The organism is Klebsiella sp. GG_Kp146 (genome assembly GCF_040061975.1).
GTDB classification, from domain to species: Bacteria; Pseudomonadota; Gammaproteobacteria; order Enterobacterales; family Enterobacteriaceae; genus Klebsiella; species Klebsiella quasipneumoniae.
In genome coordinates, this window is sequence record NZ_JBEAHA010000013.1 from 1 (window position 1) to 20114 (window position 20114).

The 20114-nt window shown below is 59.1% G+C and carries 19 protein-coding genes; 11 read left to right on the forward strand and 8 right to left on the reverse strand.

Features of this window, described 5'->3' with window-relative positions; translation table 11 throughout:
* The first annotated feature begins 741 nt into the window (after nt 1-741).
* Nucleotides 742-1059, forward strand: coding sequence for a hypothetical protein (locus ABLU95_RS14490; protein WP_004204117.1), 318 nt, complete (start codon nt 742-744; stop codon nt 1057-1059).
* A gap of 41 nt (nt 1060-1100) precedes the next feature.
* Here ABLU95_RS14490 and ABLU95_RS14495 read toward each other — a convergent pair whose 3' ends face one another.
* From ABLU95_RS14495 to trpS, 4 genes are all read right to left on the reverse strand, one after another.
* Nucleotides 1101-2225 (reverse strand): ABC transporter permease, encoded by a 1125-nt coding sequence (locus ABLU95_RS14495; protein ID WP_032454731.1) that lies wholly within the window; start codon nt 2223-2225, stop codon nt 1101-1103.
* The gene (gene rbbA, locus ABLU95_RS14500) at nt 2225-4969 is read right to left on the reverse strand and encodes a ribosome-associated ATPase/putative transporter RbbA (protein ID WP_243806041.1); all 2745 of its coding nucleotides are present in this window, start codon (nt 4967-4969) and stop codon (nt 2225-2227) included. The genes ABLU95_RS14495 and rbbA overlap by 1 nt, the downstream gene beginning before the upstream one ends.
* Nucleotides 4966-6033 (reverse strand): HlyD family efflux transporter periplasmic adaptor subunit, encoded by a 1068-nt coding sequence (locus ABLU95_RS14505; RefSeq protein ID WP_218810412.1) that lies wholly within the window; start codon nt 6031-6033, stop codon nt 4966-4968. The genes rbbA and ABLU95_RS14505 overlap by 4 nt, the downstream gene beginning before the upstream one ends.
* A gap of 305 nt (nt 6034-6338) precedes the next feature.
* Nucleotides 6339-7346 carry a tryptophan--tRNA ligase gene (trpS, locus tag ABLU95_RS14510; RefSeq protein ID WP_348879844.1) on the reverse strand — a complete coding sequence of 336 codons (1008 nt, stop codon included), beginning with the start codon at nt 7344-7346 and terminating at the stop codon, nt 6339-6341.
* A 499-nt stretch (nt 7347-7845) separates the two neighbouring features.
* On the opposite strand from trpS, the gene ABLU95_RS14515 reads away from it, so the two are divergent.
* The 4 genes from ABLU95_RS14515 to ABLU95_RS14530 are packed head-to-tail and all read left to right on the forward strand — an operon-like array spanning nt 7846 to nt 12281.
* Nucleotides 7846-8829 (forward strand): autoinducer 2 ABC transporter substrate-binding protein, encoded by a 984-nt coding sequence (locus ABLU95_RS14515; protein WP_023291822.1) that lies wholly within the window; start codon nt 7846-7848, stop codon nt 8827-8829.
* A 50-nt stretch (nt 8830-8879) separates the two neighbouring features.
* Nucleotides 8880-10364, forward strand: coding sequence for a sugar ABC transporter ATP-binding protein (locus ABLU95_RS14520; protein WP_049014154.1), 1485 nt, complete (start codon nt 8880-8882; stop codon nt 10362-10364).
* The gene (locus ABLU95_RS14525; RefSeq protein ID WP_065883221.1) at nt 10357-11328 is read left to right on the forward strand and encodes an ABC transporter permease; all 972 of its coding nucleotides are present in this window, start codon (nt 10357-10359) and stop codon (nt 11326-11328) included. The genes ABLU95_RS14520 and ABLU95_RS14525 overlap by 8 nt, the downstream gene beginning before the upstream one ends.
* The gene (locus ABLU95_RS14530) at nt 11325-12281 is read left to right on the forward strand and encodes an ABC transporter permease (protein ID WP_023291825.1); all 957 of its coding nucleotides are present in this window, start codon (nt 11325-11327) and stop codon (nt 12279-12281) included. The genes ABLU95_RS14525 and ABLU95_RS14530 overlap by 4 nt, the downstream gene beginning before the upstream one ends.
* 41 nt (nt 12282-12322) lie before the next feature.
* Here the strand turns inward: ABLU95_RS14530 and ABLU95_RS14535 are convergent, their stop codons facing one another.
* Nucleotides 12323-13105 carry an NAD(P)H-dependent oxidoreductase gene (locus tag ABLU95_RS14535; protein WP_348879845.1) on the reverse strand — a complete coding sequence of 261 codons (783 nt, stop codon included), beginning with the start codon at nt 13103-13105 and terminating at the stop codon, nt 12323-12325.
* 86 nt (nt 13106-13191) lie between these two features.
* Between ABLU95_RS14535 and ABLU95_RS14540 the strand changes: the two genes are divergently transcribed.
* Both ABLU95_RS14540 and fosA read left to right on the forward strand, forming a co-directional pair.
* Complete coding sequence (locus ABLU95_RS14540) at nt 13192-14100, forward strand: LysR family transcriptional regulator (protein WP_218810409.1); 909 nt, start codon at nt 13192-13194, stop codon at nt 14098-14100.
* The gene (fosA, locus tag ABLU95_RS14545; RefSeq protein WP_072421092.1) at nt 14094-14513 is read left to right on the forward strand and encodes a FosA5 family fosfomycin resistance glutathione transferase; all 420 of its coding nucleotides are present in this window, start codon (nt 14094-14096) and stop codon (nt 14511-14513) included. The genes ABLU95_RS14540 and fosA overlap by 7 nt, the downstream gene beginning before the upstream one ends.
* Before the next feature lie 71 nt (nt 14514-14584).
* Here the strand turns inward: fosA and ABLU95_RS14550 are convergent, their stop codons facing one another.
* Nucleotides 14585-15997, reverse strand: coding sequence for a PLP-dependent aminotransferase family protein (locus tag ABLU95_RS14550; protein WP_348879847.1), 1413 nt, complete (start codon nt 15995-15997; stop codon nt 14585-14587).
* A gap of 176 nt (nt 15998-16173) precedes the next feature.
* On the opposite strand from ABLU95_RS14550, the gene ABLU95_RS14555 reads away from it, so the two are divergent.
* The 4 genes from ABLU95_RS14555 to ABLU95_RS14570 all read left to right on the forward strand — a co-directional run bounded on the left by ABLU95_RS14555 (nt 16174) and on the right by ABLU95_RS14570 (nt 19095).
* Entirely contained in the window at nt 16174-16338 is a 165-nt protein-coding gene (locus tag ABLU95_RS14555) for a DUF1127 domain-containing protein (protein ID WP_023319656.1), read from the forward strand.
* Nucleotides 16339-16502: 164 nt separating this feature from the next.
* Entirely contained in the window at nt 16503-16967 is a 465-nt protein-coding gene (locus ABLU95_RS14560) for a MarR family transcriptional regulator (protein WP_348879848.1), read from the forward strand.
* 6 nt (nt 16968-16973) lie between these two features.
* Nucleotides 16974-18041 carry an HlyD family secretion protein gene (locus tag ABLU95_RS14565; RefSeq protein ID WP_004204152.1) on the forward strand — a complete coding sequence of 356 codons (1068 nt, stop codon included), beginning with the start codon at nt 16974-16976 and terminating at the stop codon, nt 18039-18041.
* Entirely contained in the window at nt 18031-19095 is a 1065-nt protein-coding gene (locus ABLU95_RS14570) for a DUF2955 domain-containing protein (protein WP_023291832.1), read from the forward strand. Before ABLU95_RS14565 ends, ABLU95_RS14570 begins: the two co-directional genes overlap by 11 nt.
* On the opposite strand, the gene ABLU95_RS14575 is transcribed toward ABLU95_RS14570, so the two are convergent.
* On the reverse strand, nt 19092-19346 hold the full coding sequence (locus tag ABLU95_RS14575) for a DUF3343 domain-containing protein (RefSeq protein WP_348879849.1): 255 nt from the start codon (nt 19344-19346) through the stop codon (nt 19092-19094). The genes ABLU95_RS14570 and ABLU95_RS14575 overlap by 4 nt on opposite strands.
* Complete coding sequence (gene yjiL / locus ABLU95_RS14580) at nt 19343-20110, reverse strand: putative 2-hydroxyacyl-CoA dehydratase activator YjiL (protein WP_086075160.1); 768 nt, start codon at nt 20108-20110, stop codon at nt 19343-19345. The genes ABLU95_RS14575 and yjiL overlap by 4 nt, the downstream gene beginning before the upstream one ends.
* Between the last annotated feature and the right edge of the window lie 4 nt (nt 20111-20114).

A 20114-nucleotide genomic window follows, 5' to 3' on the forward strand; every position in this document is an offset into this window, starting at 1 on the left:
TCGAAAGACTGAGCTTTTTGTTTTTGCGTTTAAAAAGAACCCCGTCCCGAAAGGTACGGGGTTTTTTGCTGTGTGGGGTATGCCTCCCCGGTGGCGCTGCGCTTACCGGGACTACGGATCCGACATGGGGCTACGCCCCTGTGGCGCGGACAAAATATGCAGCACCGACTCAGGGAAAAATATCGTCTGAAGTTCTGCTACTGCTTCGCTAATCCGCCAACCTGACGCCCTCCAGGCGGGTGGTGTCAGAAACCTGCAACACGGGTATGGTGAATAAACAACCTCTGCAACGCTGCGGAAAAAATACCTATCTTTTTGCCTCGCCAAATACTGAGAATTACGCGCGTGGTGTGGTCGATCGTATCGTGAATTTATCCAATGATACGAGTCGAAAAATAATTATCTGTAGCAACGATTAAATATCTCTCTCTATTTCCGCGCTATTATCTTGTGCTCTGCGAAATAATAGCGATGCTTCTTCTTTAGGGATATTAATGCGTTAGCGAAATTACGAAATTATTTCCGCCGCTGAGGACTTCACTCCCCATTTATTGCAACAATGGGTATGCATCTTGCCGGTTTTTGGGCTTGATGCGCTATATCATTAACACTTTGTTAACTTGATCTGGTTTATATGACAGCAAATTTGATATACAAAGAGGGATGATTGCCTGTATGGATGCTGCCCGACGTACCTTGCGCTATCTGCACTGGTTATCGGCTGGCAATATGAGAATAGAAATGAAAATCCTGCTTAACTGGTCGCCGTTGCGCCGGCTCTTCACCTACCTTCAGGAGCGCTTTACCTTTCTGGTGCTGCTCTGCTGGCCAGCGATAATCTGGCTGTTCTGCCGGGTCGGCGTGTGGCTGACGGATAACCTGTATGAACTGCTGGGGAAATCACCCGCCCAGTCCTTCACTGTCTATCTGCAGCCGTTTATGACCCCCGGCACGCTGCTGCGCATCTCCATCAGCTGGGTGGTGCTGCTGTTCATTCTCTTCAGCATGGCGATGGCCTTCACCTGGGGTCTTCGCCACTTTATGAATCGCCACAAATAAACCATTCGGGCCGCCGGGAGTCGACGGCCCTTCTTAAGCCCTTACGCCATCTGACCAATCGTTTTGCGAAAACGCAGCAGGGCGATAGTAAAGAACACCGCTCCGATAGCCAGCAAGGTTAAGAACTGCGGCCAGACGATACTGAAGCTGGCGCCGCGGTACAGAATCGCCTGCGCCAGACTGACGAAGTGGGTGGTCGGCATGGTCAACATGATATCCTGAACCAGCTGCGGCATACTTTCCCGCGGCGTGGAGCCGCCAGAGAGCATCTGCAGCGGCAGCAGCACCAGGATCATCAGCAGCCCCAGCTGCGGCATCGAGCGGGCGAGGGTGCCCATAAAAATGCCGATCGAGGTGGTGGCGAACAGGCTGAGCGCCACCCCCAGCATAAACAGTGGAATCGACCCCTCAATGGGCACCTGCAAAATCCCCTGAACCATCAGCAGCAGCGACAGCCCGGAGACCACCAGCACCACAAGCCCCATCGACCAGATCTTGGCCATCATGATCTCAAACGGCGTAACCGGCATCACCAGCAGGTGCTCGATGGTACCGTGCTCGCGCTCGCGGATCAGCGCCGAGCCTGTGAGGACAATAGCCAGCATGGTGATGTTGTTGATGATCGCCATCACCGCGCCAAAGCGCTCCTGTTCCAGGTTAGGGTTAAAGCGCATTCTTACCGCCAGCTCTACCGGCAGCACGCTGTTCTCCCGGTAGCGGGCAATGAAGCCGTTTACTTCGCCGTGAATAATATTCTGGATATAGCCGTTGCCGGTAAAGGCCTGGCTCATGCGCGTGGCGTCGACGTTGACCTGCACTTCCGGCTGGCGGCCGGCCAGTACATCGCGCTGGAAATTTGGCGGAATATTGATGGCGAAAGTGTAGCGCCCGGCATCCAGGCCGGCGTCCATCTCATCGGCGGTGATCAGCTCCGGTTCGAGAAACCAGGGGCGGTAGAAAGCGTTAATGATGCGTGAAGAGAGCTGCGACTTATCCATATCGGCAACCGCAATTGGCGCCAGGTGCAGCGAGCCGGGCATCACCGTAGCTGAGGAGTACACCGACACGGTAAAAGCAAACACGATCAGCGCCAGCATCGCTTTATCACCCAGCAGGCTGCGCAGCTCTTTGACGCCGAGGTTATAAATATTACGTAATCCGCGCATCACCCCTCCTGTTTCTTCAGCAGCAACACGCTCAGCCCGAGCACCAGCGGCACCGCAATCAGTAGGGGAATAAAGGAGCCCCACAAATCGCTGAGATTCAGCGCTTTGGAGAAGGTGCCGCGGGCGATAGTCAGGAAGTGGCTGGTCGGGTAGATTTGTCCAATCCAGCGCCCGGGGCCTTCCAGCGACGCCACCGGATCGATCATCCCGGAGAACTGGGTCGCCGGGATGAGCGTAATGATGGCGGTGCCGAAGATGGCGGCGATTTGGCTCTTCATAAAGGTTGAGATCAGCAGTCCCAGTCCGGTGGCGATGGTGACATAGAGCAGCGCCGCCAGGCTCAGCGTCAGGAAGCTGCCCTTATGTGATACGCCAAAGACGAAGACCGACAGCGCGCACAGCAAAAAGAAGTTAAACATTCCCAGTACGATGTAAGGCACCTGCTTGCCGAGCAGGAATTCGCTGCGGGTGGTCGGCGTCACGTACAGGTTGATGATCGACCCGAGCTCCTTCTCGCGTACCACGCTCAGGGCGCTGAGCATCGCCGGGATCATCATCAGCAGCAGCGGGATCACCGCCGGGACGATGGCCGGCAGGCTCTTCACGTCCGGGTTATAGCGATAGCGGGTCTCAATGGAGATGAGAGAGGTAGCGCGCTGCGGACTGCTCTGCCGGGCGGCCATCTCCTGCAGCCAGGCCAGATGCATGGCCTGCACGTAGCCGCGCACCGTTTCCGCGCGGTTTGGCATTGCGCCATCCACCCAGACACCGATTTGCACCGGCGTGCCGCGGGCGATATCGCGGCCAAAGTTCGGCGGGATCTCTATCGCCACCGCCAGCTCGCCGTCGCGCATTCGCCGGTCGAGCTCATCGTAACTGCGCAGCGGCGCCTGTTCGATAAAGTAGCGTGAGCCAGCGATATTCTGCGACCAGCCCTGACTGCTGAGGGTTTGATCGCGGTCGAGCACGGCAAAGCGCAGATCCTCGACGTCCATGCTGATCCCATAGCCCATGATAAACATCAGGATCACCGTTCCCAGCAGCGCCAGCGTCGAGCGCACCGGATCGCGGCGCAGCTCCAGCGCTTCGCGGCGGCTGTAGCTGAACAGTCGTTGCAGACTGAAGGCCCGGCGCGGGGCCGCGCGTTCTGGATGGGATGCTGCAGCTGGCGCAGGTTCCTCAGGAGCTGCGGCGGTTGGCTGCGCCTCCTGGAGCCAGGCGATAAACGCCTCTTCGAGGCTGGCGGCACCGCGCTGCTCGACCAGCGCCTGTGGCGTATCGCTGGCCAGCACCTTGCCGGCGTGCATCAGCGAGATGCGGTCGCAGCGTTCTGCCTCATTCATAAAATGGGTGGAGATAAAAATGGTCACCCGATCCTGACGCGCGAGGTCGACCATCAGCTGCCAGAACATATCCCGTGCCACCGGATCGACCCCGGAGGTGGGTTCGTCGAGGATCAGCATTTCCGGGCGATGGATGACCGCCACCGCCAGCGACAGACGCTGACGGATGCCCAGCGGCAGGGCGGTAGGCAGGGCGTCTTCCACTTCGCTGAGCATGAAACGCTCGCTCATTTCCGCCACCCGCCCGGGGATCTCGCCGTCCGGAATATGAAACAGGCGGGCGTGCAGTTCGAGGTTTTGCCGGACGGTCAGTTCGCTATAGAGCGAGAAAGCCTGCGACATATAGCCCACCCGCTGGCGGGTGGCGATATCTTTCGGGTCGACCGGCTGGCCGAACAGCCAGGCTTCGCCTTCGCTGGCGGGCAGCAGGCCGGTGAGCATCTTCATGGTGGTGGATTTGCCGCAGCCGTTGGAGCCGAGGAAGCCGAAGATTTCACCGCGGGCGATGCGGAAGTTAACGTGGTCGACGGCGACGAAGTCGCCAAAGCGCATGGTCAGCCCACGGGCTTCGATGGCGATCTCTTCCTCGCGGTCGTCGCGCGGCGGGATTACCACTGCCGTATGCGCCTGGCGCTGCGCTTCCGGCAGCAGGGCGATAAACGCCTGCTCCAGCGTCTGACTGCCGGTCTGCGCTTTCAGCTCCGTAGCGGTACCGGTCGCCAGCACCTCGCCGGCGTTCATCGCCACCAGCCAGTCAAAGCGCTCAGCCTCTTCCATGTAGGCGGTAGCCACCAGTACGCTCATCTCCGGCTGGCGCTGACGAATGCTGTCGATAAGCTCCCAGAACTGCGCCCGGGAAAGCGGGTCGACGCCGGTGGTGGGTTCATCGAGGATCAGCAGCTGCGGGTCGTGGATAAGGGCGCAACATAGCCCCAGCTTTTGCTTCATCCCGCCGGAGAGCTTACCCGCCGGGCGATCGCGAAACGGCGCCAGCCCGGTGCTCTGCAGCAGCTCGTTGATACGAGATTCGCGTTCGGCTTTATCGTGGCCAAACAGGCGGGCGAAGAAGTCGACGTTTTCATACACCGAAAGGGTGTGATAGAGGTTTTTCCCCAGCCCCTGCGGCATCCAGGCAATCTTCGGGCACACCTCGCGGCGGTGATGAACGTCACGCATATCCCCGCCGAGCACCATCACGTTACCCTGCTCAATAGCCCGCGCCCCGGCGATGAGAGAGAGCAGGCTCGATTTGCCGACGCCGTCCGGGCCAATCAGGCCGACCATGCGCCGCGCCGGGATCGCCAGACTGATATCCCGCAGCGCCACGGTGGTGCCAAAGCGCTGGCCAACGTTGTCCAGCCGGGCGACGGGGGGCGAGGTATCCTGTGGCGTCAGTATCATTGCGGCAACCTTACCGTCAGGGCTTCAGGCCAGGACAGCTGGTTATCCAGCCGCACGTAAGCCATGCCGGGCAGACCGGTTTTGACATACTCCAGGTGCTGCGCCAGCAGCTCCGGCGGGATACGCGCTTTGACGCGGAACATCAGTTTGAGACGCTCGTCGCGGGTCTCCACCGTTTTCGGCGTGAACTGGGCGACGCTGGCGACAAAGCTGATATTGGCCGGGATCACCAGATCCGGCGCGGCATCGAGGATCAAGCGCGCTTCGCTGCCGAGCGCCAGCAGGCCTGCCTGTTCGGTGGGCAGAAAGAAAGTCATATAGACGTCGGCGAGATCGACCATGTTCAGCACCCGGCCACCGGCGGCCAGGACTTCGCCGGGCTCGGCGACGCGATACTGAACGCGGCCGTCGCGGGGGGCTTTCAGCTCGCTATCGTCAATATCGGCGAGGATCCGCCGCTCGGTCGCCTGGGCGGCTTCGACGCGGGTTTGCGCCTGAATAATGCTGGTGCGGGCGGCCTCGATGGCGGCGCGGGCGGCAGAGACCTGGGCTTTCGCCGACTCCAGCGCCGCGCGAGCGCTCTCCGCCGCCGCGCGATCGTCATCCAGTTGCTGAGCGGAGACGGCGCCGCGCTGGGAGAGAGTGTGCGAGCGGACGTGACGTTTCGCCGTGGAGTCGAGCTCCGCCTGACGCTGCTTCACTACCGCTTCGCTGGCGCGCATTTCACTTTGCCGCTGATCGAGCAAGGCTCTGGCGGCCAGGACCGCGCTTTCCGCTTCCTTGATTTGCGCGGCGGCTTCAAGACGCTGCTCGTTCAGTACACGGGTATCCATTCTCGCCAGCACCTCTCCCTGGTGCACGCACTGACCCTCTTTGACCAGAATGGTGTCGATACGCCCGGCGATTTTGCTGGCAATATCCACCTCGGTGGCTTCGATTCGTCCGTTGCTACTGGCAAAACCCTCCGGGAGGCCCGGCGGGTGCAGCAGCCACCATGCTGCGGCGGCGAGTACCACCAGTAAGCCGACAAAATACCCTGTCCAACGTTTCTTTATTTTGTCCATACGCGACTCGCTTGATTCCCTGTGCGAAGTGATACGCGTGTCTTCTCCGGCGGGCGGAGCGTCCTCCTTGCGAAGGACGAATGAGTGGGGAAGGTCCGCTGACGCCGCGCTCTACCGCGTCGATGCGCAGCCGAACGCTGTACTACTTATGTGGTCATCATCAGCGATCCTGGCCTTAATGAAACACGCATAGTGAGAGCTACCGTTAACGTGATAGTAACATCCGCGGCGGTGTTGTCCACACTAAAGGAAGGGTCTTGTCGGCGCGTTAACAAAATATCCACTACCGGAAACCTTTCATCAACTCAGAACAGGACCGGCAGCCCCAGACCTCGTTTCACCTCATGCAGCGTCTGCTGCGTCAACTGGTGGGCGCGCTCGCTGCCCTGACGCAGCAGCTCCAGCAGCATCCCTTTATCCTGAATAAAGGTGGCCCGCCGTTCGCGGATCGGCGCCAGGAGCGCCTGCAGGCAGGTTTCCAGTTCATTCTTACACTGGCGATCCCCCAGCCCGCCGCGCTGATAGTGGGCTTTCATCTCAGCCACCAGTGCCTTATCGCTATGGAAAGCGTCGAGATAGGTGAACACCACGTTGCCGTCGACATGCCCCGGATCGCTGACTCTCAGGTGCGTCGGGTCGGTATACATCGCGCTGACCGCGCGGTGGATCTCCTCTTCACTGGCCGATAACGTCAGCGTATTGCCCAGCGATTTCGACATTTTGGCGTTGCCGTCGACGCCCGGCAGGCGGCTCACTTCGCTGAGTAGCGCCTTGCAGTGGCGCAGCACTGGCGCGCCGGTGAGGCTATTCATCTTGTGGACGATCTCGTTGGTCTGCTCAATCATCGGTAGCTGATCGTCGCCCACTGGCACCAGTTCGGCCTTGAAGGCGGTGATATCGGCCGCCTGGCTAATCGGATAGGCGAGAAAGCCCACCGGCAGCGAACGGGCGAATCCCTTCTGGGCAATCTCATTTTTGACCGTCGGATTACGTTCCACGCGGGCGACGGTGACGATATTCATATACAGCGCGCTGAGCTCCGCCAGCGCGGGCAGGGCGGACTGCAGGCAGATCGTGGTGAGCCTGGGGTCAATGCCGACGGCCAGATAATCGGCCATCACTTCGAGAATATGATGGCTGAATTTTTGCGGGGTGCTGCCGTTGTCAGTGAGCCCTTGCAGGTCGGCGATCAGAATAAACTGCTGGTGGTCGTGCTGCAGCGCGACGCGCTGGCGCAGCGAGCCGACGTAGTGGCCAAGATGTAGCTGGCCGGTGGGGCGGTCGCCAGTGAGGATGGTTTGCGGATGGTTCATCAGGGACTCCTTATCAGACTGTTCAGCCGAAAGACGTCCTGAAAACACCAAAGCCGCCTTCCGGCGGCTTTGAAAATGGAAACGTGTATCGTGCCGCCTGTTATGCAGGCAGCCACCAACGGCGGGGATAGGTTACGATCGCGTTTCTGTTCATCTTTTTATCCTGCCACGGAATAGGCCAAGAGCGCAATCAAAAACCATATGATTTTGCTGGTATTATTTTTTTGTTGTTTTGCGGTAAATGACCAGACGGGAAAATAGGTTTTCTCATAGACCTGATAATTATTATGGAACAATAAAGTATGTTGCAGGCTTTTTGTGAAAAAGCTCACGTCACAGGATTATAGTATTATTATCCATATTTATAGCTGGATATTACCTGTCTGCTGTTACAGCTTGTGTTTATTCTCTTCTAAATTATTAACATTATTACTATTTATATCTTTTTCCATTTTGCGTCATACCCCTGTCTGACTACAACGTATTGAGGCTAATTATTATGCATAAACGTCTGGTCGTTAATATTTTTTCATCCTTGCTGTTGGGGGCTGCGCTTATTTCCGCGCCGGTATATGCGGCGGAAAAAACGGTAGTCAATATTTCAAAAGTAGATGGCATGCCATGGTTTAACCGGATGGGTGAAGGGGTAGTCCAGGCTGGGAAAGAGTTTAACCTCAACGCCTCTCAGGTTGGGCCGTCCAGCACCGACGCGCCGCAGCAGGTGAAAATTATTGAGGACCTGATTGCACGTAAAGTGGATGCCATCACTATCGTGCCTAACGATGCCAACGTGCTGGAGCCGGTATTCAAAAAAGCCCGTGACGCCGGCATCGTCGTGCTGACCAACGAATCGCCCGGGCAGCCGAGCGCCAACTGGGATGTGGAGATCATCGATAACGAGAAGTTCGCCGCTGAATATGTGGAGCATATGGCCAAGCGGATGGGTGGCAAAGGCGGCTACGTTATCTATGTAGGTAGTCTTACGGTACCGCAGCACAACCTGTGGGCCGATCTGCTGGTGAAATACCAAAAAGAGCATTATCCGGACATGCATGAAGTCACCCGCCGCATGCCGGTAGCGGAAAGTGTTGATGATTCCCGCCGTACCACGCTCGATCTAATGAAAACTTATCCGGATTTGAAAGCGGTGGTCTCTTTTGGTTCGAATGGTCCGATTGGCGCGGGGCGCGCGGTGAAAGAGAAGCGTGCGAAAAACAAAGTTGCGGTCTACGGGATGATGATCCCATCGCAGGCGGCCTCCCTCATTAAGAGTGGTGATATTACAGAAGGCATTACCTACGATCCGGCGACAGCCGGCTATGCCCTCGCGGCCGTCGCCAGCACCCTGCTGAACGGCAAATCCATTGAGCCAGGATTTGAACTGAAAGAGCTCGGTAAAGCGGATGTCGATAGCGACAAGCATATTATCCGCTTCCATAAAGTGCTGCTGGTAAATAAAGACAATATTGATTCGCTCTACTAATCCATCTTCCGGGGCGCCTGGCGCCCCGGCTTAACCTGCCAGGGGATGCTATGGAACCTTTCCTTTCCCTTCGTCACGTCAGCAAAACCTTCCACGCCAACCGCGCGCTCAATGATATCAGCATCGATTTTATGCCCGGGGAAGTACACTGCCTGGCCGGGCAGAACGGTTGCGGGAAGTCGACGTTGATCAAAATTATCTCCGGCGTCTATCGCCCGGATGAGGGCGCGGCGATGGAGCTGGGCGGCAAGACGTGGCCCAGACTGACGCCTGCGGCCTCTGTCGCCCATGGGATCCAGGTGATTTATCAGGATCTGTCGCTGTTTCCCAATCTCAGCGTGTGGGAGAACATTGCCATCAACCACTATCACCGCGGCGTGCTGGTAAAGCGCAGCGAACTGCGGCGCAGTGCGGAGCAGGCGATGCGGAGTATTAACGTCTCGCTACCGCTTGATGCCACCGTTGAGTCGCTCTCCATCGCCCGCTGCCAGCTGGTGGCGATCTGCCGCGCGCTGGCGCAGGACGCCCGGCTTATCATTATGGATGAACCCACAGCCTCATTGACCCATCAGGAAGTGGAGGGGCTACTGAATGTCGTGCGCCAGCTACGTGAGAGGGGGATCTGCATCGTCTTCGTTAGCCACCGTCTGGAAGAGGTCATGGCCGTATCGGATCGCATCAGCGTGCTGAAGGATGGCAATCTGGTCGGCACCTTACCGGCGGCAGAGGTGACTACTCGGCGACTCGGTTTTCTGATGACGGGCCAGGAGTTTGATTATCAGGTGCGCGACCTGTGGCAAGGGAAGGGCAGCACGCCGGTACTGGAAGTGCGCAATCTCAGCCGCAAGGGGGAATATCACAACGTCTCTCTGAAGGTCGAAGCCGGAGAAGTGGTGTCGATAGTCGGCCTGCTGGGTGCGGGGCGAACAGAGTTGTGCCTGAGCCTTTTCGGCATGACCCGCCCCGACAGCGGCGAGATCCTGATAAATGGCCAACCGGTGCGGTTGCGTAGCAATCAGGACGCTATCCGCCACGGTATCGGCTATGTCTCTGAGGACCGTATGTCACGCGGCCTGGTGATGAGTCAGTCGATTGAAAATAACATCATCAGCACGGTGTTTCATAAAGTGAAAGGCACTTGCGGACTATTGAGTGACAGTAAAGCTCAGCAACTGGTCGCGAGAATGGTCAACGCGTTGACCATTAAAGCGCCGGATACGCATTTGCCGGTGAATACCCTCTCCGGCGGCAATGCCCAACGCGTCTCTATCGCCAAATGGCTGGCGATCGCCCCTAAGCTGCTGATCCTTGATAGCCCGACGGTGGGGGTGGATATCGCAAACAAAGCCGGGATCTATCATATCATCAGCGATTTGGCTGCCCATGGCATCGCCGTGCTGATGATTTGTGACGAGATCGAAGAGGCGTGGTACCAGAGTCATCGCATCCTGGTGATGAAGCAGGGCGAATTGACACATAGCTTCCTGCCGGACAGCAGTAACCAACAGCAGATAGCGGAGGTGGTTAATGGCTAATCTGTTGAAACAACATGAATTCTGGTTAGGTATGTTTATTATCGCGCTGTGCCTGATGCTGGGCTGGCGCAGTGAGGAATTTTTCACTTTCGGTAATATTTACGACCTCGCTAATAACTACGCGATGCTGACTATCCTCGCCTGTGGCCTGTTCGTGGTGCTGATCGCCGGCGGGATTGATATCTCCTTCCCGGCCATGACCATTATCGCCCAGTACGGTATGGTAGTGATGCTGCAAAAAGTGGGCGGCAACTTCGCGGTGGCCTTTGTGCTTGCCGGCGGTATCGGCGTGCTACTGGGGCTGGTTAACGCGCTGTTGGTCAATCGTCTGCGGGTCCCCTCGATCATTATCACCATTTCCACGCTCAATATTTTCTACGGTTTGCTGCTGTGGTTAAGCAAAGGTGTCTGGCTCTATGACTTCCCCCCGTGGTTTGAAAAGGGGATCATGCTGTTCAAATACACCGCTGCCGATGGTTACGATTACGGCCTGGGGCTGCCGCTGCTGACGATGATAGCGGTGGTGTTGTTGACCGCGTTTATCATGAATTTCACCACCGTTGGCCGCAAGATCTATGCCATGGGCGGCAACCGGGAATCCGCCAGCCGCGTCGGCTTCAGTGTGCTCCGCCTGCAGTTGTTCGTTTATGGCTATATGGGGCTGATGTCGGGGGCCGCAGGTGTCGTGCAGGCATGGACAGTGATGACTGTCGCGCCGGATTCATTGCTGGGCTATGAGCTGACGGTGCTGGCCGCGGTGGTGCTGGGCGGTACCAGCCTGATTGGCGGGCGCGGAACCCTCACCGGTACGCTGCTGGGGGTGATTTTACTGGCGGTGATGCAGAACGGCCTGAACCTGCTGGGGGTCTCCTCCTACTGGCAGACCCTGATTACCGGGGCGATCATCGTCGTCAGTATCAGCGTAACGGCCTGGAGCCAGCATCAGAACCGGAGCTTGTTATGAAAAAATCATGGCGCAATAACGTTGAGTTTTACCTGATCGGCCTGCTGCTGCTGACGGTTATCGCCTTTAGCATTGCCATGCCAAACATCTTCTGGTCTGTCACTAATTTCCAGTCGATTGCCTCGCAAATGCCGGTGTTGGGGATCCTGGCGCTGGCGATGGCAATGACCATGCTTTGCGGCGGCATTAATCTGTCAATTATCGCGACCGCCAACGCCTGCTCGCTGGTGATGGCCTGGGTAGCGACAAGCTATCCACCGGGTGCCGCCACTGCGCTGGCGACGCTGCTGGCCGGCGGAGGGGCGGCGATGATCATTGGCCTGTGCAACGGGATACTGATCGCCGGGATCCGTGTTTCGCCGATCCTGGCGACCCTCGGTATGATGACCCTGCTCAAAGGGATAAATATTTTGATCACCGGCGGCAGCGCCATCGCTAACTATCCTCAGTGGGTGCTGTGGCTGAATCATGCCCAGTGGTTTGGTATTCCGCTACCAATGTGGCTTTTTGCGGTGGTGGCGATCGGGCTGTGGGTGCTGCTGGAGAAAAGCCCGCTGGGTCGAGCGATCATGTTGATCGGATCCAACGAGCGGGCGACCCATTATTCCGGGATCAATACCCGACGGGTGTTGATGTGGGTATATGTCATCTCGGCCCTGCTCTGCGCTGTGGCCGCGTTTCTGATGATGTCGAAGCTGAACTCAGCCAAAGCGTCTTATGGAGAATCGTATCTGTTGGTGTCGATCCTCGCGGCGGTGCTTGGCGGCGTGAATCCGGATGGCGGCAGCGGGCGCATCGTCGGGATGGTGCTAGCGCTGTTCCTGCTGCAGATCATTGAGAGTGGGTTCAATATCCTCGGTATCAGCCCCTATCTGACGATGGCGCTGTGGGGGGTATTGCTGCTGTGCTTTATCCAGGCGCGAGGCATGCTGGGGCTGGAGAGAGTCGGATAAACTACCCATCCTCGGTGGCGAAGACGGGCAGCGTTTGTCTGCTACTCGCTACGCAGATGCACCGCCAGGCCGCTTTGCCCCGGCGCCAGCTCCGGGCGCAGCGTCAGCGATGGGATCAGATAGTCGCCATGATTTTGCCGGCGAAATGGAATGGGCTCAGTTTGCCACAGCGTGTCCAGCCGCCCGGCCAGGGTGGCGCACTGGTTGGCGAACTGCGCGGCATCGGTTTTGTCCGTGCGGTAGAACACCAGCGGCGGAAGCACCTCGAAGCCGGGATAGAACAGCATACCGTGCTGAATGGGGAACAGGATGTCGTCGATGGAGCCATTGATCCCGCGCGGTGAATAGTGTTCCGCCCAGCCGCCGGCGGTGACGATCAGCATTGCCCGCTTGCCGACGAAGGTGCCTTCCCCATAGCGATCGCCCCAGTGGCGGTCGCTGTGCTCGCCGACGCCATAGGCAAAGCCCCAGGCGTATACCCGGTCGATCCAGCCTTTCATGATCGCCGGCATCGAGAACCACCACAGCGGGAACTGAAAAATCACCGTATCGGCCCACAGCAGCTTTTCCTGCTCGGCTGCGATATCCGCGCTTTGAGTTCCTTGCGAAAAGGCCTGTTTTGAATCAAGGGTAGGACGCCAGAACTCGCCGACCGGCGGCGCGCCGCTGTCGTCGGCGTCATACCCGGCCTTCCAGCGCATGGCGTAGAGATCGGACACCTGGACTTCATGACCGGCCTGCTGCAGATGACGGATGGCGAAATCTTTGAGTCCGCCATTGAGGGAGCGCGGTTCCGGATGGGCGTAAATCAGCAGTACTTTCATAACATCACCTCTGAAGTGGGAAGATCTGCAGAGTAGGAAAGCTGGCGCTATAGTAGAAATTAATTACTTCAATCCCAGGTATAGCTGTGATTAATTTACATCGTCTGGATCTCAATCTGCTGCGCACGCTCGACGTGCTGCTCAGTGAAAACAACGTCACCCGGGCGGCGCAGCGACTGAATCTGTCGCAGCCGTCGGTGAGTATTCAGCTCGCCAGGTTGCGGGAGATGTTTGCCGACCCGCTGCTGATGCCGGGCCCGCGCGGCATGCAGCCCACCGCCCGCGCCGATGAGCTTCGCCAGCCGCTGCGCGCCGCGTTAGCCGCGCTGGAGCAAGCGGTGGCGCCGGTCAGCCCTTTTGATCCGGCGACGGCGGCGGAGACCTGGCGGGTGGCAGCGACGGACTATATGGCCTCGGCGATCCTCCTGCCGATGCTGGGCAGGCTAAGCCTGGCCTCTCCCGGCAGTCGGCTGGCGGTATTTGAGCTCCAGCCGGCGCGCCTGGAGCAGCAGGCGGCCAGCGATGAAGTGGATCTCTGCTTCCATACCCGCGAGGGCGCGCCGCCGGGGCTGCATCAGCGCCTGCTGTTTCGCGAGCGCTACGTGCTGGCGGGTCGGGCCGGGCATCCGGCGCTGCGGCAAGGGTTGAGTCTGGAAACGTTCTGTCAGCTGGAGCAAGCGATCGTCTCCCCGGACGGGGGCGGCTTCAGCGCAGCGACCGATACCGCGCTGGCGAACCTTGGCCTGACGCGGCGGGTTGTCCTCTCCGTGCCACATTTCCTGTTTATGCTGGAGACCCTGTGCAACAGCGATTTGGTGGCGATGCTGCCGGAGCGGCTGGTGCGCGGGCAGAGCGGGCTGGCGGTCGTCGAGCCGCCGCTGGCGGTCGCCGGCTTTGAGATGCTGATGCTGTGGCACGAGCGCTGGCACCGCGACCCGGCGCATCAATGGCTGCGCCAGTTCATTGTGAATTCACTGGAGGAACAGACATGCTGAGCGGACTGAATCACCTGACCCTGGCGGTCAGCCAGCTGGCGCCGAGCGTGGCGTTTTATCAGCAGCTGCTGGGTATGACGCTGCACGCCCGCTGGGAGAGCGGCGCCTATCTCTCCTGCGGCGATCTGTGGCTATGCCTGTCGCTGGATCCGCAGCGGCGCATCACCCCGCCGGAGGAGAGCGATTACACCCATTATGCGTTTAGCATCAGCGAAGCCGATTTCGCCTGCTTCGCCGCTCGCCTTGAGGTTGCCGGCGTGGCGGTGTGGAAGCTGAACCGCAGCGAAGGCGCCTCGCACTACTTCCTCGACCCCGACGGCCATAAGCTGGAGCTGCACGTCGGCAGCCTCGCCCAGCGTCTGGCCGCCTGCCGCGAACAGCCGTATAAGGGGATGGTGTTTTTTGACCAGTAAAGCGCTTTGCTGACGCGGGATCATCCGTAGCCCCGGTAAGCGCAGCGCCACCGGGGAGAACAGGTTGCACTTCACTCCATCGCCACCTTCACCGCTTCTCCCAGCTTCACCATCACCGCTTTATGTTTCTCGGTCGGCGGCAGGGCGCAGTTGATCCTGACGCAATTGCGATACTTGCCCGCCGCGGAAAACAGCGAGCCCGGCGCGACCTGGATCTTCAGCCGGCACAGCTGTTTGGCGACACAGACCATATCCACCTGCTCCGGCAGCTCCACCCACAGCATAAAACCCCCCTTCGGCCGGGTGACGCAGATCCCGCAGGGGAAAAATTCCCGCAGCCAGCAGGTATAGATCTCCATATTGCGCTGATAGATCTGCCGCATCCGCCGCACGTGACGGTGGTAGTGGCCTTCGCGAATAAAGTTACAGGCCGCCAGCTGAGTGGAGGGGACGTTGGTGCCGCTGGCGGCGTACTTCATCTGTAGCAGCTTGTCGTAGTAGCGACCGGGGGCGATCCAGCCGATGCGCAGGCCGGGGGCGATGGTTTTGGTAAAGGAGCTGCAGAGCATCACCCGACCGTCGATATCCCAGGAGTGAATGGTGCGCGGGCGCGGGTACTCGGTAGCCAGCTCGCCGTAGATATCATCCTCGAAAATAACGATATCGTGGAGCTGGGCCAGGTTCAGCACTGCGCGCTTGCGAGCGTCCGGCATGATAAAGCCCAGCGGGTTGTTGCAGTTCGGCACCAGGATCACCCCTTTGATCGGCCACTGATCCAGCGCCAGCTCCAGGGCCTCGATGCTGATCCCGGTTTCCGGATCGGTGGGGATCTCAATCGTCTTTAATCCCAGTCCGCGCAGCATCTGCATGGTGCCGTAGTAGCAGGGGGATTCCACGGCGATGATGTCCCCTGGCTGGCACACCGACAGCAGGGCCAGCGACAGCGCGCTGTGGCAGCCGCTGGTGAGCACCAGATCGTCGGCAGTCACCACCGATCCGCCGTCGAGCATCAGGCGGGCGATCTGCTCCCGCAGCTCGCGGCGCCCGGCCAGTTCGTCATAGTTCAACACCTCAGTGAGGTTGTGCTGGATCGCCCGGCTCAGTTCGCGCCAGATGGGCTTCAGGCTTGGCTGCGTCACGTCCGGCGAGCCGCCGCCGAAGGGGATGATCGTTTTATCGTAGCGGGCGTCGAGCATGGTCAGCACCTGATCCCACTGGGTGATCTCCACCGGGCGCTGCACCGGGCGCGACATCGGCGGCACCGGCGGCTGGGCCTTGCGGGGGGCGACGAAATAGCCCGATCGCGGCTGCGGCACAATCATCTGCTGCTGCTCAAGCAGCTGATAGGCCTGCTGGACGGTGCTGATGCTGACGCCGTGCTCCTGGCTCAGGCTGCGCACCGACGGCAGCTTTTCGCCGTGGCGATACAGGCCCTGTTCAATGCGTTCGGCCAGCAGCGTCGCGAGATGTTGATAGCGGGTCATGTGTATCCTTAATTGCCGCCATACAGATGGAATAACCAGTACAGATGGCCGTAAAAAGTGGGGTCTGCTGTACGTTTTAGCTAATCTGTATGTTAAAGAAAAGTGTTTTGTGAATCTGTATTCCTTACCCCCAAATCCGTGAAGATAAAGCCTCTGGCAAGGTGAGGAGGTAGAGGATGGAATTTCACGAGAACAGGGCAAGACAGCCATTTATCGGTTTCGTACTGCTGGTGCGGTTTGTCAAAAAATGGTGGCTTCAGGAGCAAACGCGCAGAGCTTTGCAGAAAATGAGCGACGAACAGCTGAAAGATATCGGCCTGCGTCGGGATCAGATCAATTAAAAAGTGCGGTTTTTTTCAGACATCATTTCTTCTTTGCCCCGGTAAGCGCTGGCGACGCCGGGGAAACATTCACGAAATTTATCAATTGATGCGACGCGACCTTCCGTTTCTTGATACTTACCCTGATAAGTATTATTTTCTTCTCAATAATGAGAGGAAAAGCTGTGACTGAAGACGAACTGTTTGCCCGCCGCCCGCTGGGGATGCGGATGGCCATGGTGGTGCGCCAGTGGCGCGCGATTATTGACTCCGCTATCACCGATACGGGACTCACCCAGTCCAGCTGGACGGTGCTGATGCAGCTGCATCAGCTGGGAGACAACGTCTCGGTCAGCGAACTGGCGGAGGTGCAGGGGATTGAACTGCCGCCGCTGACGCGCACCCTCTCATTACTGGAAAAGCAGGGCTATCTGTTGCGTTCCACATCGCCATATGACAAACGCATTCGCCTGCTGAAGCTGACCGCCGAGGGGCGGGCTATTCTGGAAAAACTGAGCCGCGTGATCGAGACCTATCAGGAGCGCGTAACCCAGACCATCCCGGAGGCCGACCTCGCCACCTTCAGCGCCACGTTAAATCAAATCGCCTGCCGTTTGCGGACTATCCGCGAAGAAGATAACAAGATCTAACACACTATGATGACGCCTGAACAAAAATTTGCCCGCTGGGTACGGGTGAGTATTGCCGCTTTTCTGGGAATATTCGCCTGGTTTATCGTTGCCGATATCTGGATCCCGCTGACGCCGGACTCCACCGTCATGCGCGTGGTGACCCCGGTTTCGTCGCGGGTCTCCGGCTATGTCTCGCACGTCTACGTGCATAACAATAGCCAGGTGAAAAAGGGCGACCTGCTGTATGAGCTCGACCCAACGCCATTCATTAATAAAGTTGAAGCGGCACAGATCGCCCTTGAACAGGCGAAGCTGAGCAACCAGCAGCTGGACGCGCAAATCGCCGCCGCCCGCGCCAACCTGCGCACCGCGCAGTACACCGCCCGTAACGATAAGGTCACGCTCGATCGCTATCAGCGCCTGAGCACCATGCAGAACGTCTCGCAGTCCGATCTCGACAAGGTGCGGACCACCTGGCAGACCAGCGAGCAGTCGGTCTCGGCGCTGAACGCGCAGATCCAGAACCTGCTGATCCAGCGCGGCGAGCGCGACGATAAGCGCAACGTCACCCTGCAGAAATACCGCAACGCGCTGGAGGAGGCGCAGCTGAACCTGGCCTGGACCAAAGTGCGTGCGGAAACTGACGGCATGGTTAGCAACCTGCAGCTTAACCCGGGGATCTACGCCACCGCGGCGACAGCCGTGCTGGCGCTGGTCAACAACAATACCGATATCGTCGCTGACTTCCGTGAGAAGAGCCTGCGCCACACCGCGGTAAACACCGATGCGGCGGTGGTTTTTGACGCCCTGCCGGGGGAAGTTTTCCCGGCGCACGTGACCAGCAGCGATGCCGGGATTCTGGCGGGGCAGGAGGCGGTTAACGGACAGCTGTCGCAGCCGGAACAGTCCACCCGCTGGGTGCGTGATGCCCAGCGAATGCGCATTCACGTCGCGCTGGATCAGCCGCTGGCGAAACCGCTGCCGACCGGCGCCCGCGCCACGGTGCAGCTGTACAATAGCGAGGGACCTTTCGCCCGTACCTTCGCCGGCCTGCAGATCCATCTGGTGAGCTGGTTGCACTATGTCTATTAATACCCTGGCGCACGTCTTTACCCCGCACGGCAATATCGTCTACACGGCGAATGATTTTCGCCAGACGGTGCGTATCGCCGTGGCCGGGACCATTGCGCTCAGCATCTCCACCTTCTACGACGTGCAGTACGGCGTATTTTTTGTGGTGTATCCGCTGATGCTGATGTCGCTGGTGCCGGTGTTCAACCGCCACGTCGCCCGCCAGTTTGTGTTCAGCGCGGCGGTGAACTGCGTCGAAATGGTGCTGATTGTCGGTTATCTGTCGCAATGGCCGGTGATCATGACGCTGGTGGTGTTCGCCCTGTACGTGATGCGTTTTCGCTTTATGAGCCAGGGGCCGCTGTTTCTGCTGGGGTCGATGGGGGTGGTGTGTCAGAGCACGATGCTCAACTTTATGAGCTACCCGACCAGTAACTGGCACACCCTGATGTTCTCCAACATGGAAGCGTGCGTGCTGGCGGTGGCGCTAAGCGCGCTGCTGCATTACCTGATCCCGGACGTCGAGCCGCGCAAGCCGCCGCCGCGCCTTGAAAAAGACGCCGCCCGCATCCGCCACGAGTCGCTGCTCTCCGGAACGGTGGCGACGATCATCTTCGTGGTGTTTCAGATCTGCGATCTCAGCGACTCGCTGTCAGCGCTGATGGCCGGGATCCTGATCCTGTTCCCGATGCACTATCGCGGGGCGGTGATCAGCTCGATCTGGCGCGTGGCGGGGGTGGTGCTGGCCTGTCTGTATATTCTGGTGGTGCAGTTGATTATCTATGACTTCAGCAACCACATGGTCCTGATGATGCCGCTGATTGGCCTCGGGCTGGCCTTCAGCGCCCGTCTGCACGTGATGGAGAAAGTGGGCGCCGGGGTGGGCTTCGCCAGCATCACCACCATCGGTATTATGTTTGGCCAGAATCTGCATCCCTATCAGGATCTGGTATTCAGCGATCTGTACCGCATCACCTCGGTAACGGTCTCGCTGGTGGTGACGCTGACCCTGGTCTTTCTGATGCACCGCCTGCTGAACTGCTTCGCGGCGACGCGCTTTGTGGTAAGCGATTAACCTGCCGATGGGAAGGTGGCGAGACAGCGCCACGCTTCCCCGTCCTGCTGATACAACGCCGCCGTCTGTTCCGGGACGATCCAGGCTCGCGCGTCGGCTTCCGTCCCCTCAAGCAGGATGCACAGCCCGCAGCCGCTGCGCAGCTGGCGGGGAATATCTTTGACCTCGAAGGTCATTCCCGCCGCCTGCAGGGCTTTGCGCGTGCGCACCACTCCCACCGTGGAATGAAATAAAAACAGAAACGTTGTCATCCGCGCCTCCGCTGGCGCTGGCCGATCAGCGCCGCGCCGATCGCCCCGGCGAACTGGGCGTCGGGATGGGTTGTCACCGCCATGCCGACATGGCTTTCCAGCATGCGGGCAAAGGCGGCGCAGTGGCTGACGCCGCCGGTAAACAGCAGCGGTCCCTGCGCCGATAAGCGGCCGATAAAGTTCGCGCTGCGCCGGGCCATGGCGTTAATCACCCCCGCCAGAATCGCCTCCGGCGCGACCCCGGCCGACCGCAGGCTGATGACTTCCGATTCGGCGAATACCGTACACATGCTGGTGATGGCGTGCGGTTCCACGCCGTCGGTAATGACGTCCAGCTGTTCGACGCTGGCGCCGAGGGTTCGTGAAATGACCTCCAGAAAGCGGCCGGTGCCGGCGGCGCATTTGTCATTCATCAGAAAGTCGCTGAGGTTGCCCCCGGCATCCAGCTGGATAACCTTGCTGTCCTGGCCGCCGATATCAATCACCGTGCGGGTGTCCGGCGCCAGCAGGCGGGCGCCGAGACCATGACAGGAAATCTCCGTCACCTGTTTATTGGCGAAATCCACCAGCTGGCGGCCATAGCCGGTGAGGGTTAAAAAGGGCGTTTCCGCGAGGCCAGCGCGCAGCGTCTCCCAGGCCTCATGGATGGCGTCGGCGGGGCGAAAGGGGGTCGGGCAGAGGAAACGACGCGTAATCACCCCGTCCGCCAGCAGGATGCCTTTCGTGGCGGTGGAGCCGGAATCAATACCAACCGTGTAGATCACGCCT